Genomic DNA, 16517 nt, shown 5'->3' with positions numbered 1-16517 from the left:
TTAGGAGGATAACAAATGAATGAGAATAATGCAGAATGGCTATCACACCTTTCTGAAGACATAGTTGCAGATGCACACGGAAATTTACTTGATTCTTATGTAATAGCCCTTGAAGGTTGGAGAAGAGGGCTTAAATTAAGATGGCATGTTAAAGATTCGGAGAAATTTAGTGAAATGAGGACATGGTTTGTGGATAGACCGGGACAATTATTTTCATTAAGTTCTAAGCAAAACACACATTACTTCTTCCGTACTCGAGGAGATAAAGTTTCTAATGATGCAGTAGATATTGGTAAAGATAAAGAAAGAACAAAAAAGATACTATCTGAGAATGGGGTACGTGTTCCGGATGGAAAGCAATTTAAAAAAGAGATAACGAATCAAGAGATTATTGAGTATGCTGGACAGGTAGGTTATCCAATTGTAATCAAACCAACTGATGGTAGCTTTGGAAGAGGGGTAATTTCTAATATCACAAGCTCTAGTGAACTAGAGTATTCATTAGACTACTTACGAAATGAATTAGGTTATCAAGATATTATCTTAGAGCAATTTATTCCAGGGAAAGATTACAGACTGTATGTTGTTGGTGATAAAGCTGTAGCTGCTATGCACCGTATGCCACCAAATATTATTGGAGATGGCGTAAATACTGTACGTGCATTAATCGATATTAAGAACAACGAACGTAAACTGAATCCAAGATTGGTTAGTTGTTTAATAAAGGCTGATGATGAAAGTATTAATTATATTGGAAGACAAGGGTATACCTTAGAGTCAGTACCAGAAAATGGAGAACAGGTATACCTAAATTCAAAAGGTAATATTTCTTTAGGCGGTGATCCGATTGATGTCTTTGATGAACTTCCTCAGCATGTAAAAGACTATGCTGTAAAGGCGGTTCAAGCTGTACCAGGACTTGCTCATGGTGCCGTAGATATGATTTGTGATCCTGATACGAATGAGTCATACATTATTGAGCTAAATCCAACCTCGCAATTAGGAGGATTGCTTTATCCTATTCAAGGAAAGTCACGCGATATTCCAAATGCGATAATCGATTATTACTTTCCAGAAACTATATCAGACAAGAAGAAAACAAATACCTATTTTGATTTTCATGATGTTCTTGATCCACTTCAAAATAGAGATGCGGTTGTTACAACAGTAACTCCTTGTCCGCAAGAGAAAATTTATATGAAAAAATATATTGTTACTGGGAATGTACAAGAGCTAGGTTATCACCGAGGTTTGAGAAAACAAGCGTTTGAGCGTTTTCTCCACGGTTATATTATGAAGATGGATAATGGAGACTTAGAAGTAGTTGTTGGAGGAGCAGACCCCGAAATGGTGGATGACTTCAAACATGCTTTCTGGGAAGACGAAGAAAGAGCACAAGTAATGGAAGTTAGTGAAGAGAATTACGATGAACCTATAAAAGTCGGATTTGAAATAAAGACAGATTTAAAAACACAACTGGAAGAATTAAAGATGTATAAGCAAGAGTTAGAAGTAACAGAAAGAGCACTAAAGAAAGCAGAAGTAGAGCGTAGGAAGTATTATGAAAGCTTCTCTTGGAAAGCAACGACGCCAGTACGAGCAGTCGGCTCCATGTTTAAGAAATTGAAGAAGTAAGGAAAAATAGGAGGAATAAAGAATGAAAGAGAGACCATTAGGAATTAGTCTTCCTCATTTAACAAATGAAATAACAAGAAATGCAAGAAAAACAAGACTTGATGCTTTTGCAGTAGCATTGGAAGGCTGGAGAAGAGGACTAAAATTAAAGTGGTATACAAAAGACTCTGAGCATTTTCAAGATATGATTATATTCGGAGTGAATCCACCTGGAAGATTATTTTCACTTTCCTCTGAAGAACAAACCCATTACTTCTTTCGAACACGTGGAGACCTTGTTTCTAATGAAGCTGTTGATATAGGTTCTGAGAAAGATGATACGAAAATCTATATGGAAAAAGCTGGTGTACCTATTCCATTAGGAAAAGGATTTGAGCCGGAAAGTACGAATGAAGAAATTATTGAATATAGTAAGACCCTAGGGTTTCCTCTAGTCCTTAAACCAACCAATGCCAGTCTTGGGAACGGTGTAGTAACAAATATAAAAAATGAAGAGCAATTAATAAAAGCATTACACTATGTAAGAACGGAGTTAGATTATAAAGAAGTCGTTGTAGAACAATATGTAAGTGGTAAGGAATATCGTGTATATGTTGTTGGTGATGAAGTAGTTGCAGCTTATAATCGCGTACCCGCCAATATTATTGGGGATGGGGAACATACAATAGAAGAATTAATCAGTATGAAGAATAATGTACGAAAACAGAATGCTCGGCTCAACAGCTGTCTTATTCATATGGATGTAGAAATCTTAGAATTTATTGAAGAGGCAGGATATAGTCTACAGAGTGTTCCGGATAAAGGAAAGGTTATTTATCTACGTGAGAAGACAAATGTATCTTCTGGTGGGGATCCAGTAGATGTAACTGACAGCCTTCCTGAAGAGTACAAAAAAATTGCAATTGATGCTTTGAAAGCTGTCCCAGACTTTCCACACGGGGGAGTAGACATTATTGTAAATGATCGCGGAGATTTAAAAGGTGCGGCTGTGGTTATAGAATTAAATCCTACAGCACAAATTGGTGGTGCTCTATATCCAATAGAAGGAAAAGCAAGAGATATTCCTAAAGCAATCGTTGATTATTATTTCCCGGAAACAAAAGGACAAGTAGACACGAGAAAATCAAAAGTATATTTTGATTTAATTACCTTGCTAGAACCTCTTGAAAATAGAGCTGCTTTAGAAGTGGAGGTAGCTCCGGCACCAATAGGAGAACTGTATGCGAAACAATATATTGTAAAAGGGAATGTACAAAGATATAACTTCCATAAATGGCTGAAGCAACAAGCCATACAACATAATTTACATGGTTACGTTAAAAGTATTGTATTCGATGAGATTGAAATAGTTGTCGCTAGTACCGATAAGAAAACTGTTGAAGGTTTTAAAGATATCATACAAGGGTATCCACAAGGATCAAGTATTTCTAAAATCAAAGAGGAAGTATACGAAGATCCAATAACAGTTGGGTTCGAAATTTCTGAACAGTATAATACAAATAATGTACGATCTGTACAACATGCTTTACGTAAGATGGACAGAGATTTGCAACGTATGAGGAAGTTAAAAAACCGAGCTGATAAAGACTTAAAACATATTTTAAGAAGTAGCTCTTGGAAGTATACGGAACCTGTAAGAAAGCTGGGAGGACTAATAAAGACAAAAAATAAATAAAGGGATTTGGAGGTGTTACAATGTCGAAGGTTAAACTTGTAGCTACTGGTGATGTATTATTACATTCCAGAATATACGACATTAGTAAAAAGAACGGTAAATATGATTTTAAAGACAAGATGGCTCCTGCACAAAAGTTGATTGGTAATGGCGACGTATCAATTGTTAATCTAGAATCAATAGTAGCGGGAGAAGAGCTTGGTCTGTCTTCTTTCCCAGAATTTAATAATCCGATAGAATTAGCTGAAAATCTCCAAGAATTTGGTACCAATATAGTTACTAATTCAAATAATCACAGTCTGGATTATGGCGAAGAAGGCGTGTTGAAATCAATTAGTAACTTAGAAAGTATAGGATTAGATTACGTTGGATCACATAAATCAAAAAAAGATCAGCAGAAATTCCGGATTGTTGAAAAAAATGGTATCAAAATTGCTGTGCTATCGTACACTGCTGTAACATTAGGTAAGAATCCACCAAAAAAGAAAGAGTATTTATTGAATCGAATTGTAAACGGATCAACAGCAGGTATTAGAAGAGAGATAGAACGTTTAAAAAAAGAAGAGAATCCAGATGTTGTAGTTGTTGCTACTCACTTTGGAAGAGAGTATGCACTTATACCGGGTTCAGCACAAGTCGATATTGCTTCTTCATTGTCTGACGCTGGAGCGGATATTATTCTTGGGCATCATCCACATGTATTGCAACCTGCTGAGTGGATTACTAATTCACGTGGAAAGAAAACCTTTGTTATTTATTCTTTAGGAAATTTTTACTCTGGCCAAAAAGGCCTCTATCGTCAAATTGGAGGAGCATTATCAATAGATATTGAAAAGAATTCGGACAGCAAGATTACTATTACAAACCCTAAAATCGATTTGACATATGTAGCAGCAAGTAAAAAAGAAAATTATCAAATGCATCATTTCAATAAGTATATTGAAAAAAATCCTTATATTAAAACTATACACGATACATTTGATAGTTTAGAAGTATTTAGTGAATTGAATAATCGATTAACAAAATGGATGCCAGAGTTAGAAGTAAGATAATTAAAAAAGTCCTGAATCACCCTAAGTGGGAGGTTCGGACTTTTTTAGGTAAGCGAGGCTAATTATTTTTTTCGTGTTAATTTCCTAATTGGTTTAGTGATTTTCCAAGAAGTACTATTTTCCATTAATTTAAGCCTTTTCTTCAATTGCTTATTTTGTTTTTGAGTTATTTCTAATAATCTCTCTCTTTTTTCATATTCAGCAACTTTCCTTATAAGTTGTTGATAATCAGATTGAAGATTACTATATTTCTTCATATATTCATTTGTAGAAGCCGATACTGCATTATTAGAATCCTGAGCTTTATTATCATGTATATGAAATCCGTGAGGTATAGGGGTAGTACGTTTCTTAGCTGTAATTTCATATTTTTTACTGAATTTAGGTAGATATTTATTTAAGCTCTTTTTAAATTGTTCAATCTTATTTTCATTGCCTCCAACGATAATAGAGATATCACCATTATTTAAAGGTTTTATATAACCACTAACTTGAGTATTATAAGCTAATCGTTTAACTCGAGCTGCAAATTTATCTGTTAATTTTACGCCGTTTATTAAATAACGTGTTAATAAGATTGGACCTTCTGGTTTCTTTGGTATGCGTATTTCAGCAGCTTCTCTACTTATACAGGAATCATAAATATATTCGAAATCAATAAACATTTTAAAAGAATCTAAGCGATTATAATTTTTGGTCTCAGGAAAGTAAAAATCAATTAAACTTCCAGGGATATCCCTAGCTTGGCCTTCCATTGGAAATAGATGCTGTGTAATATGGGCTCGTGAATTGATTTCTATAATAACTGCCTTGTCATTAGCTTCATCAACCATCAAATCTAAGCCACAATGGGGAAGTGATCCAAAACAATTAGTTGCATCAATTGCGATTTGTTTAATACTTTCAGATAGTTGTTCTGTTATATCAATAGAGTCCCCGCCGGCCGATACATTATTCTTCGTTTTAATATACAGTAATTCACCATCAGGTAAAACAGAATCCATTGTATATCCTGCTCTTCGGATAAGCGTTTTTGTTTCATCATCTACTTTAATTGGCCGATTTGTCAATGATGGGAGCTGAGAACGATACTTATTCTTTTTATCTATTAAGTTCTTTATAGTGTCATTTCCGTTTCCTATAATATTAGCTTTTATCCTCTTTAATGCTGCAATGACTTGTCCATCTATCACATAAATCCGATAATCTTCACCTTCAAAATACTTTTCAAGAATAATTCTAGGTGAATTTAACTTTTCTCGCACGTATTCTAACGCTTCTACTAACTCTTCTTCGTTTTGAATTCCTGCAATAACACCTTTTCCACCTGTACCAGATACAGGCTTTACTACTAAAGGATAATCGATTGCTGTAGCATAACTAATAATTTCTTCTGTAGTAGCTTCTTCCTCAAATTCTTTGCCTTCAGGAGTTGGAACCTTATATTTATTTAGAATTTGTTTGGTCGTTACTTTATTTTTAGTAAGCTCCTTAGCTTCCTTGGAAACCAAATCACCTCTTGTAGCACTAAAATGATGAACTTTATCACCATTACTAATTGAGTAGTAAGGTTCTATCGATCCAGATTTTTCTTTTAATATACGTATGTTAATATCTAATCCTCTACGCCAGGCTTCTAAAATTATACTATATGTGCTAAGCATATAATTATTTGCTTTTTCAGGTATATCATGAGTTAAACTTTCTAAAAAGCGATTGTCTACCATATCTATTCCCCTTTACTTACAGGTATTATTCCCCGATAATATTATACCATAGTTGCTTATTCATTCCATTTTGTAGTTATAGCTTTTTATTTATAATGTATTTAAATATAATATATAGTATAGAATGTTTCAATTATAAGAATTTGAGGAGAATGATAATGAAATCTCAAGAAGTGGTACTTCTTCCACACTTAAATAAAAGAGTAGTAAAAGATATAACAGGATTTAAGTTATGTTCATATTTAGTTGCATTAGAAGGTTGGAGAAGAGGATTAAACCTAACTTGGTATAATGATGAAACAAGTAAATGTAAGTTAGATCGCTTGAATAGTAGTACACATGGAAAGTTTTATTCATTAAGTGATGGTAGTAAAACGCATTATTTTTTCCGTTCTAGAGGCGATAAAGTAACTAATAAAGCAGTTAGAATTTGTCAGGATAAGGAAGAAACGAAATCATATCTGCAGAAAAGCAATGTACCAATTCCCCTAGGAAAAGTATTAGAGGAAGATAATGATATCATAAACTATGCCAATGAAATAGATTATCCAGTAATTATAAAACCTCTCAAAGGAAGTATGGGTAAAGGTGTTTATACAAATATTAATTCAGAAGAAGAATTAAAGGGTATATTGAAAGAATTAAGGTCTAAATTTTCCCACAAGGAATATTTGGTTGAAAAACATTATCCAGGTGAAGAGTACCGTATTTATGTAGTCGGGGATCAAGTGATTGGTGCTACGAACAGAAAGCCGGCCAATATTATTGGAGATGGAAAGCACACCGTGCAGAAACTAATTGATCTAAAGAATGAAGAGAGAAAGAAGAACCCGTATTTATCTCCTAAACCAATCGAGGCAGATTATGAGATAACATTTATGCTTGAAAGAGTCGGGTATGATTTAAATAGTGTGCCTGAAAAAGGGGAACAAGTAATTTTAAGAGAGAAAAGTAATCTTTCTTCTGGTGGTGATCCCATTGAAGCTACTGATGAATTATCTCCATCTGTTAGGCAAATAGCGGTAGATGCTTTAAAGGCGTTGCCTTCTATTCCTCATGGTGGTGTTGATATAATTGTAGATCCAAGCGATCCAAGTAATGGTGTTGTACTTGAAATCAACGCAACTGCTGAAATTGGATTCCATCCATTTCCTTTAATTGGCGAATCAAAGGATGTACCAGCAGCAATAATTGATTATTATTTCCCGGAAACAAAAGGGAAATACAGATCACCATTTTATTTTGATTATCTTAGCTTATTAGAACCTTTAAAGAGTTGGGCGGTTGAAGAATTAAAGGTTGTAGAAACACCCAAAAAGGACGTTTATGCTAGGAAGTATATAGTAACAGGTCAACTTAACAAAGTTGGGTATATGACTTATATTAGAAGACAAGCTTTAAGAAGAAATCTTTATGGTTATGCTAAGAAAATAACGAAGAATGAAGTAGAGATTTATCTTATTAGTGAAAACCAGAAATCAGTTGAAGATTTTAAGAAATTTGTTCAAAAAGGATCAAGAAAATCGATCGTAAAACACATTGAAGATAAAGAAGTAGAGTTTTCTGGGAAACCTACAAAAGTTGGTTTCCGAATAATAAGCTAAGAATAGGAAAGTGGGATTTATTCATGCAAGAAATTGGTTTTATGACAAACTTTAATCAGCCGACAGAATTAGCAACTATCACAGCACTGATTGCCAAATCCTATGATATAGATTTAATATACTTAAGACCAAAAGATGTAAACATAGATTCTGGTACGGTACGCGGGAAGGTATTGAATAATGGTAAATGGAAAACCAAATCAACGAAGATACCTAGATTTATTGATATTTCTCCATATTGCTTTAAAAAGAAAAATAAGGAGATTATGGATTATCTTAGAGCCAATACATTTCTTTCAGATAATCGAGAGAACACTCTTAGTAAACAAAAATTACAAGACATATTAAAGGAAGATAGTAATTTTTCTCATTTAGTAATTCCAACTCAAAAAATAAAGTCATTTGAGGAACTGTTAAACTATGTAAAGGTTTATAAAAAAACAGTATTGAAACCTATTAGAGGACTTCGAGGAAAAGGTGTACACTTCTTGGAAATGGAGAATGAAGATACTTTTCGTATAGGTTTTGAGACAGAAATGAAAACCTTGAATTTACAAGAGCTTGAAGAATTTTATTATCGTACTATTCACCGAAAAGGATATATCCTCCAAAAATATGTATCATCAAGGACGACTCAAGGAGATCCGTTTGATTGTAGAATTCATGTCGAAAAAGATGGCAGTGGGAATTGGTCAGTTGCAAAAATGTATATAAGAATCGGAATTGGACAATCCATTATTTCTAATGTTAACCAAGGAGGAGGGATAAGTGATCCAAAACCTTTTCTAAAAGCTAATTTTAAAGATAATTGGTCTGACATTTATGATTCCTTAAAAGAAGTAGGAGAGTCCATTCCTAAAAAGATGGAGGAATTGAGAAATACACATATTATGTATATGGGAATGGACATCGGAATTGATCGAAGCGGAAAATTATACTTGTTTGAAGTGAATGATGGTCCAAGTACAATTGCTTTAATTTCTGAAGTAGCTTATCACAGAAGTAATTATTATTCCTATGCGATAAGAGAATTACTGGATATTCCAGACAAAGGCAGAAACAAAAACAAAAACAAAAACAGTGGCCAAATTGATAAATTGCAACAAGAAGTAAAACAATTGAGATTAGAAAAGGCGAAAAAAGATAAAGAAATAAATCAAATAAAGTCAAGCACGTCATGGAAAATGACGAGTTTCATTCGTAAAGTTGGTAAGTTACTTAAGAATAAGTAATTTATTTGATCTCTCTACTCAATAATTTCCATTCATAAAGCACATATGAATAAAGCAGACTGTCGAACATTTTTCGATAGTCTGCTTTTGTTTAATTCTTACTAAGCTTTTTGTTTTTTAATATATAGTTATAATAATCGGATTTAATATTGGCTAGTTCACCCTCTCCGAATTCTACACCAGGCGCTGAATTCACCTCAAACAAGTATACACTTCCTCCTTTATCAATTCCTAAGTCAATCCCAAGAAAAGAGGTTTTCTTATTAAATAGCTGTTCGATTTTTTCAGGTAAATTTTCTGCAATATAATCAATTTGTTCTTTAATTTCATTCCAGTTATCAGGATAATTATATTTTATAAATGGTAGCAGCTTGTTCACACTTCCTCCTTGTGAAACATTTGAAACGACTTTATTACCTGAACCTATACGAACCAAGTAAACAACTACTTCCCACTTACCTTCGCCATTTTTTTCAAGACGAATTCGACAATCAAACGGATCACCATTACTCGTTGTTGACTCTACATATTTCTGTCCGAGGTAGTTATTAGGTATAATCTGTTTTTGAAGAAAGGATTCCATTTCAGATTGATTAAATATTTTTTCCTCACAATCTTGTGTTACATGATAATTATCTTCAACAATATTTATCTTATAAATTCCTTGCCCTTTATGCCCTTTCTTTGGCTTCAAAATTACTTTGTTATAATCTTCTATTAGTAAGCGAAAATCATTTTCACTATTAATTAATAGTGTAGGAGGTACGATTTTAGCAAATTGTCCATCATCAATAAGTTTTTTGTATACACTTTCTTTAGAACCAAATCTTCTTGGTGATGATAGAGTACTTTTCTTTTTCAAGTAATCGATCGTTTCTTTATATTTATAACAATAGGCATTTAAGTCGATATATTCAGGAATAGGAACAGTAATAGACTCCCAACGATTATTTAATAGTATCTTTCCACTAATCTTTCCTTCTGTTGTATCTACTTGCGAAGGATGGCAGTATATTATATCAATTCCATAATATTTACTGGCTTTTGCTAGCAATCGTACGAATTCAAAGGGTTTTTTATAGTTTCTCATATAGCATAAATACATAATGTTCACTCCATTTATTAAATAAAGGTTTATACGGTACTATACACGAAAATGTGATTACATAATCTTAAATATTAATTACAAATTAGATACAAAGATGTAATTTTATTTATTGTAAACCTTTACCAATACTAGATTAGTAAGTTAGTATAAGTATAAAGGAGGTGAGAACTAAAGTGATAAGGAAGAATTTCGTAATATTATTGATAAGTATTATGGTTTTGTTTCACTTTAGTCCAGCAATTACTCATGCCAATACGGCGAGTAATGGAGAAGAAGAGCAAACTTCTCAAAAGGAAAATCAATCTAGTGAAGAGGTAAATAAAGATAGTGATGTTCCTCAAAAAGATGATTTTCAAGAGGAAGTAGAAGAAGATAATAACGAATCTTCTCAAGAAAATGAAAACTCTTCATCCCAAGATAAAGAAGTAGATAACAAAGAGGAGGAAGATTCTGAAGAAGAACATATTTCTAATGAAAATTCTTCGGAAGAACAAGAAACAACTCCTCGAGAGGAAGAGGAAGAAGGAAAATCTGATTCTGAGCAGGTGGAACCTTTTGCAGTGGATGCTTCAATTCCATATGAAAAAGGAGATCGCCATGAGGATCTTGTAGAGATCAAAGAAAAATTAAATCATATTGGTTTTGATGGTATCACAGAAACGGATTACTTCGGTAATTGGACGGAAACGCGTGTGACCCAGTTCCAAACATATTACCAATTATCCGTAACAGGGAAAGTAGATCAAAAAACCATCAATAAATTAGATAGTGTTTACAATAGCCCTTTCCAAAATGGCAAACGCCATGAAGATACAAAGGCGATTAAAGAAAAGCTGAATAGTATCGGATATGGACCGATTACGGTAACAACGTTATTTGGCAATTACATGGAAAGCCAAGTGAAAGAGTTCCAACGTGATCAAGGATTGCGCGTGAATGGAATTGCGGATGAGCGTACGCTAGCGAAGCTGGAAGAATTGGCATCTACCGATGTATTTGAATTAGGAGACCGTCATAATGCAATTATTATTATCAAAGAAAAGCTAAATGCGATCGGTTTTGGTGGTATATCTGAAACCAATTACTTTGGAGGTTGGACAGAGACCCGTGTCAAACAATTCCAGCAATATTATGGATTGAGTGTGGATGGAAAAGTAGGTCCAGCAACACAAGAAACACTAGATAGCGTCTACAATAGTCCGTTCCAGAATGGCAAACGTCATGAAGATACAAAAGCAATCAAAGAAAAGCTAAATAGCATTGGATATGGGCCAATCACGGTAACGACGTTATTTGGCAACTACATGGAAAGCCAAGTGAAAGAGTTCCAGCGTGATCAAGGATTACGCGAGAATGGAATTGCGGATGCACCAACGTTAGCGAAGCTGGAGGAATTGGCATCTACCGATGTATTTGAATTAGGAGACCGTCATAGTGCAATTATTACTATCAAACAAAAGCTAAATGCGATTGGCTTCGATCGTATATCCGAGACGGATTATTTTGGTGGCTGGACAGAGACTCGCGTCCGACAATTTCAGGAATATTATAACCTAAATGTGACTGGAAAAGCAGATGAAGCTACTCAAAATAAACTGGATGAAGTCTATAATAGTCCTTTCCAAGCAGGGAAACGTCACGAAGATACGATAGAACTAAAAGAAAAGTTGAATCGTCTAGGCTATGGTCATATTACAGTATCTACTTTATATGGCAACTATACAAAATCACAAGTAAAAGAATTCCAACGTGATTTTGGATTAGTCGTAAATGGAATAGCAGATGAAAATACCTGGATAAAATTGAATGAAGTCTATTATAAAACAGGTTTCCAGCTGGGAGACCGTCATGAAGATATCATAGAGATTAAGAAGCAACTTAATGCCATTGGATTTGGTGGTATAACTGAAACGAACTACTTTGGAAAATGGACGGAAACTCGTGTCGAACAATTCCAACGATATTATGGTCTTTCGGTTACTGGTACCGCTGACGAACAAACACAGCAAAAGCTATCGGACGTGTATAATAGTCCATACCAAAATGGTAAACGTCATGACGGAACCATTGAATTAAAAGAGAAACTCAATCGTATTGGTTTCGGTTATATAACTGTTTCTACCCTATATGGTAGTTTTACAGAATCCCAAGTGAAGAAGTTTCAAGAGTATTATGGCTTGAAGGTCAATGGAATAGCTGATGAAGTAACTATGGATATGATTAATGAAATATATAATAGTCCATTACAAAAAGGTAAATCAGATTCTCGCGTAATTGAGATGAAAGAAATGCTTAATGCGCTAGGTTATGATGGTATCACTATAAGCGATTATTTTGGAAATTGGACAGAAACAAGATTAAAGCAATTCCAATCAGATTATAATCTTCCGGTTAGTGGTATAGCAGATACAAAAACGATTCAGAAACTAGATGATAGTGTAATTAGAGTATTTCTAGACCCAGGTCATGGAGGAAATGATCCTGGAGGGCAAGGTTATGGTATTAACGAAAAAGATGTCGTGTTAGATATAGCGCTTCAGACGGAACAATTCTTATCATCGAAATATAAGGGAGTTCTTGTAAATATGTCAAGAACAGATGATACTTTTATAGAATTAACGGAAAGAGCTAATATGGCAAACCGTTGGGGAGCAGATTATTTTGTTAGTTTCCATACCAACGCTTTTAATGGATCGGCAAATGGATTTGAAACATATATCCATAATGGAAATGTTTCAAATGAAACAAAGCAAAGACAATCTGATGTTCATTCTTATTTAATTAATAACATTAATGTAAATGATCGAGGTAAGAAGACAGCAAACTTTAATGTATTAAGAAATACAAATATGTCTTCTATTCTATTAGAATATATGTTTATCGATAATTTTGTTGAAAATATGCTTTTAAAAGATCCAAGTTATCGTACATATTTGGCTCAAATAACCGCAGATGCAATAGCGAATTCTTATAATTTAAAAAGAAGATAATTCTATTAAAAAGACTATCAAATAAGGTAGTCTTTTTTTAATAATCTATTCAATTTTAATAATAATAACCGATATTAGATTAGTAGTATTTTATAAAATCAAGGAGGTGAAACTAAAGTGAGGAAATACTTTCAAATATTTTTGATTAGTGTTATTGTCTTATTCCACTTTAGTCCAGCAATTACTCATGCTAATGAGGCAGATATAGAAAACAAGGCACAGGAAGTAACTTCTAAGGAAGATAATGTAGAAGAAGGTCAAGGTGAAATTCTTGAGAACAATGATGTAAAGCAGGAAACATCAGATGAAGAAGTTTCTAATGAATCAGTCCTAGAGGAAGTAGAGAATGTTCAAGAAAATACAACTACAGAAGCTGTCGAATCAACTGACAATCAACAAAAACAGTCTGAAGAGGAAGCAGAAGAATTAAGAATAAAACCTTTTGCAGCAGCATCTCTTCCATATGAAAAAGGAGATCGCCATGAAGATCTTGTAGAGATTAAAGAAAAATTGAATCACATTGGTTTTGATGGTATCACAGAAACGGATTACTTCGGTAATTGGACGGAAACGCGTGTGACCCAGTTCCAAACATATTACCAATTATCCATAACAGGGAAAGTAGATCAAAAAACCATCAATAAATTAGATAGTGTCTACAATAGCCCTTTCCAAAATGGCAAACGTCATGAAGATACAAAAGCAATCAAAGAAAAGCTGAATAGTATCGGTTATGGACCGATTACGGTAACGACGTTATTTGGCAACTACATGGAAAGCCAAGTAAAAGAGTTCCAGCGTGATCAAGGATTGCGCGTGAATGGAATTGCGGATGAGCGTACACTAGCGAAGCTGGAGGAATTGGCATCTACCGATGTATTTGAATTAGGAGACCGTCATAATGCAATTATTACTATCAAAGAAAAGCTAAATGCGATCGGTTTTGGTGGCATATCTGAAACCAATTACTTTGGAGGTTGGACAGAGACCCGTGTCAAACAATTCCAGCAATATTATGGATTGAGTGTGGATGGAAAAGTAGGTCCAGCAACACAAGAAACACTAGATAGCGTCTACAATAGTCCGTTCCAAAATGGCGAACGTCATGAAGATACAAAAGCAATCAAAGAAAAGCTGAATAGTATCGGATATGGACCGATTACGGTAACGACGTTATTTGGGGATTACATGGAAAGCCAAGTGAAAGAGTTCCAGCGTGATCAAGGATTGCGTGTGAATGGAATTGCGGATGGACCAACGTTAGCGAAGCTGGAGGAATTGGCATCTACCGATGTATTTGAATTAGGAGACCGTCATAGTGCAATTATATTGCTAAAGAAAAAGCTAAATGCGGTTGGTTTCGATCGTATATCCGAGACGGATTACTTTGGTGGCTGGACAGAAACTCGCGTCCGACAATTTCAGGAATACTATAACTTAAATGTGACTGGTAAAGCAGATGAAGCTACCCAAAATAAACTGGATGAAGTCTATAATAGTCCTTTCCAAGCAGGGAAACGTCACGAAGATACGATAGAACTAAAAGAAAAGTTGAACCGTCTAGGCTATGGTCATATTACAGTATCCACTTTATATGGCAATTTTACTAAATCACAAGTAAAACGATTCCAAAGAGAATACGGATTAGTGGAAAATGGAATAGCAGATGAGAATACCTGGATAAAATTGAATGAAGCTTATTATAATGCAAGTTTCCAGCTGGGAGACCGTCATGAAGATATCATAGAGATTAAGAAACAGCTTAATGCCATTGGATTTGGTGGTATATCTGAAACGAATTACTATGGAGGTTGGACAGAAACACGAGTGAAACAATTCCAAAAATATTATCATCTAACTGTAACAGGAATAGTCGATCATACTACGGAAGAAAAAATTTCAAGTGTTTACAATAGTCCGTTCCAAAATGGTAAACGTCACGATGGAACTGTAGAAATAAAAGAGAAGTTAAATCGTATTGGTTTTGGTTATATAACTGTTTCTACCCTATATGGTAGTTTTACAGAAACCCAAGTAAGGAAGTTTCAATCACATTATGGATTATTAGAAAATGGAATAGCAGATGAAGTAACCATTGCTAAACTTGATAACATTTTTAATCATCCATTACAGCTAGGCAATAGCCATCCAGATATTATTACATTAAAAGAAAACCTAAATCACCTAGGCTATGATGGTATCGCTATAAGTGATTATTTCGGAAATTGGACAGAAACAAGATTAAAGCAATTCCAAGAAGATAATGGTCTTCCAGTTAGTGGTATTGCAGATGAGATTACATTAGCTGCAATTGAAGAAGCTGTTGAGAATCGCTGGATTATAGAATATACACCTTATCCAACAACATTAACACAAGCATTATCAAAACAAATGTCAGTAAGTCCACAAACGGATGCCTACCGTAATCTTCCAGCTTATGTCCATAGTAGTTATATTGATTTAACTAGGACGGCGGCAATAACTGGCACTAGTGTAAATTTACGTACCGCTCCGCAGCTGATCAGTAAAGTGGCATTTAATGTTGGCAATGGGACGGAAATTGAATTTATGGAAGAAGTAACAGGAGCTATTTATAGTGGAAGTACGAAATGGTACAAAATTCGTTATAGAGGACAAGTGCTATACGTACATTCTTCATTAGCTAGTAAAAATACACTTGTTGGAAAAACTACAGCTAACGTAAATGTACGCTCTGCGAAGAGCAGCAGCAGCCATAAATATGGTGTAATTCCTAAAGGAACTACTGTTAACATAATTGAAGAAGGCAGCACATGGCATGAAATTTCATATCAAACATGGAGAAATGCAACTGAACAGGATGTGTTACAGTACTTAGATCCAGACAACAATGATATTTTCCAACATCTTGTACTTTCAGAAAGTGTGGGTGTTAGCGCAGCGTCGTTGAATAATGTACTTTCTGGAAAAGGCATTTTAAGCGGTAAAGGACAGTCCTTTATCAGCGCTAGTCATCAACATGGTGTAAATGAAGTTTACTTAATATCCCATGCTTTATTAGAGACAGGACATGGAACTTCGGATCTAGCTACAGGAATTGAAGTAGGTAAAAACAGTAGTGGAAATCCAGTATTGGTGACTCCATCTAATAGATCTAGCCTTACGAATATTAGAACATCTTATAATATGTTTGGTATAGGTGCAGTTGATAGTAATGCTAGAGAAGGTGGCGCAATTCGCGCATATAATGAAGGCTGGTTTTCTCCTGAACAAGCAATTATAGGAGGCGCTAAATTTATAGGAGAAAGGTATATCCATATTGGACAAGATACCCTATACAAAATGCGTTGGAACCCTGCTAATCCTGCTACTCATCAATATGCAACAGATATTGCTTGGGCAACAAAACAAGTAAATAACATTCAGAGTATTTACGATCAATTGGATAATCCAATGTACAAATTTGATATACCACAATATCGTTAATAATGATATAATCACCACTGACGCCCATT

Annotated in this window: 9 protein-coding genes; 7 read left to right on the top strand and 2 right to left on the bottom strand. The window is 34.4% G+C overall.

The features are described 5' to 3' along the window. The first annotated feature begins 15 nt into the window (after positions 1-15). The 3 genes from OB_RS14905 to OB_RS14895 are packed head-to-tail and all read left to right on the top strand — an operon-like array spanning position 16 to position 4362. Positions 16-1635, top strand: coding sequence for an acylphosphatase (locus OB_RS14905; RefSeq protein WP_011067316.1), 1620 nt, complete (start codon positions 16-18; stop codon positions 1633-1635). Between the two features lie 22 nt (positions 1636-1657). After that, complete coding sequence (locus tag OB_RS14900; RefSeq protein ID WP_011067315.1) at positions 1658-3310, top strand: acylphosphatase; 1653 nt, start codon at positions 1658-1660, stop codon at positions 3308-3310. A gap of 20 nt (positions 3311-3330) precedes the next feature. Then, positions 3331-4362, top strand: a complete 1032-nt coding sequence (locus OB_RS14895; RefSeq protein WP_011067314.1) for a CapA family protein — start codon at positions 3331-3333, stop codon at positions 4360-4362. A gap of 62 nt (positions 4363-4424) precedes the next feature. Here the strand turns inward: OB_RS14895 and OB_RS14890 are convergent, their stop codons facing one another. Beyond that, a complete protein-coding gene (locus OB_RS14890; RefSeq protein WP_011067313.1) occupies positions 4425-6089 on the bottom strand; it encodes an ATP-grasp domain-containing protein in 1665 nt (554 codons plus the stop codon). A 158-nt stretch (positions 6090-6247) separates the two neighbouring features. On the opposite strand from OB_RS14890, the gene OB_RS14885 reads away from it, so the two are divergent. After that, the gene (locus OB_RS14885; RefSeq protein WP_011067312.1) at positions 6248-7693 is read left to right on the top strand and encodes an acylphosphatase; all 1446 of its coding nucleotides are present in this window, start codon (positions 6248-6250) and stop codon (positions 7691-7693) included. Between the two features lie 23 nt (positions 7694-7716). Continuing rightward, positions 7717-8925 carry a YheC/YheD family protein gene (locus tag OB_RS14880; RefSeq protein ID WP_011067311.1) on the top strand — a complete coding sequence of 403 codons (1209 nt, stop codon included), beginning with the start codon at positions 7717-7719 and terminating at the stop codon, positions 8923-8925. A gap of 91 nt (positions 8926-9016) precedes the next feature. Here OB_RS14880 and OB_RS14875 read toward each other — a convergent pair whose 3' ends face one another. Then, the gene (locus tag OB_RS14875) at positions 9017-10015 is read right to left on the bottom strand and encodes a YheC/YheD family protein (protein ID WP_231846958.1); all 999 of its coding nucleotides are present in this window, start codon (positions 10013-10015) and stop codon (positions 9017-9019) included. Between the two features lie 191 nt (positions 10016-10206). Between OB_RS14875 and OB_RS14870 the strand changes: the two genes are divergently transcribed. Together OB_RS14870 and OB_RS14860 are read left to right on the top strand one after the other, a co-directional pair. Beyond that, a complete protein-coding gene (locus OB_RS14870) occupies positions 10207-13023 on the top strand; it encodes a peptidoglycan-binding protein (RefSeq protein WP_011067309.1) in 2817 nt (938 codons plus the stop codon). A 117-nt stretch (positions 13024-13140) separates the two neighbouring features. Continuing rightward, complete coding sequence (locus tag OB_RS14860; protein ID WP_011067308.1) at positions 13141-16488, top strand: peptidoglycan-binding protein; 3348 nt, start codon at positions 13141-13143, stop codon at positions 16486-16488. Positions 16489-16517: the final 29 nt, after the last annotated feature.

It is taken from the genome of Oceanobacillus iheyensis HTE831, from assembly GCF_000011245.1.
GTDB lineage: Bacteria > Bacillota > Bacilli > Bacillales > Amphibacillaceae > Oceanobacillus > Oceanobacillus iheyensis.
This window is presented reverse-complemented; position numbering and strand designations above follow the sequence as displayed.

What these genes read in the sequence shown, in the direction of transcription:
- OB_RS14905 (WP_011067316.1), top strand. Translation starts at nt 16, where the DNA reads ATGAATGAGAATAATGCAGAATGGCTATCACACCTTTCTGAAGACATA.
- OB_RS14900 (WP_011067315.1), top strand. Translation starts at nt 1,658, where the DNA reads ATGAAAGAGAGACCATTAGGAATTAGTCTTCCTCATTTAACAAATGAA.
- OB_RS14895 (WP_011067314.1), top strand. Translation starts at nt 3,331, where the DNA reads ATGTCGAAGGTTAAACTTGTAGCTACTGGTGATGTATTATTACATTCC.
- OB_RS14890 (WP_011067313.1), bottom strand. Translation starts at nt 6,089, where the DNA reads ATGGTAGACAATCGCTTTTTAGAAAGTTTAACTCATGATATACCTGAA.
- OB_RS14885 (WP_011067312.1), top strand. Translation starts at nt 6,248, where the DNA reads ATGAAATCTCAAGAAGTGGTACTTCTTCCACACTTAAATAAAAGAGTA.
- OB_RS14880 (WP_011067311.1), top strand. Translation starts at nt 7,717, where the DNA reads ATGCAAGAAATTGGTTTTATGACAAACTTTAATCAGCCGACAGAATTA.
- OB_RS14875 (WP_231846958.1), bottom strand. Translation starts at nt 10,015, where the DNA reads ATGAGAAACTATAAAAAACCCTTTGAATTCGTACGATTGCTAGCAAAA.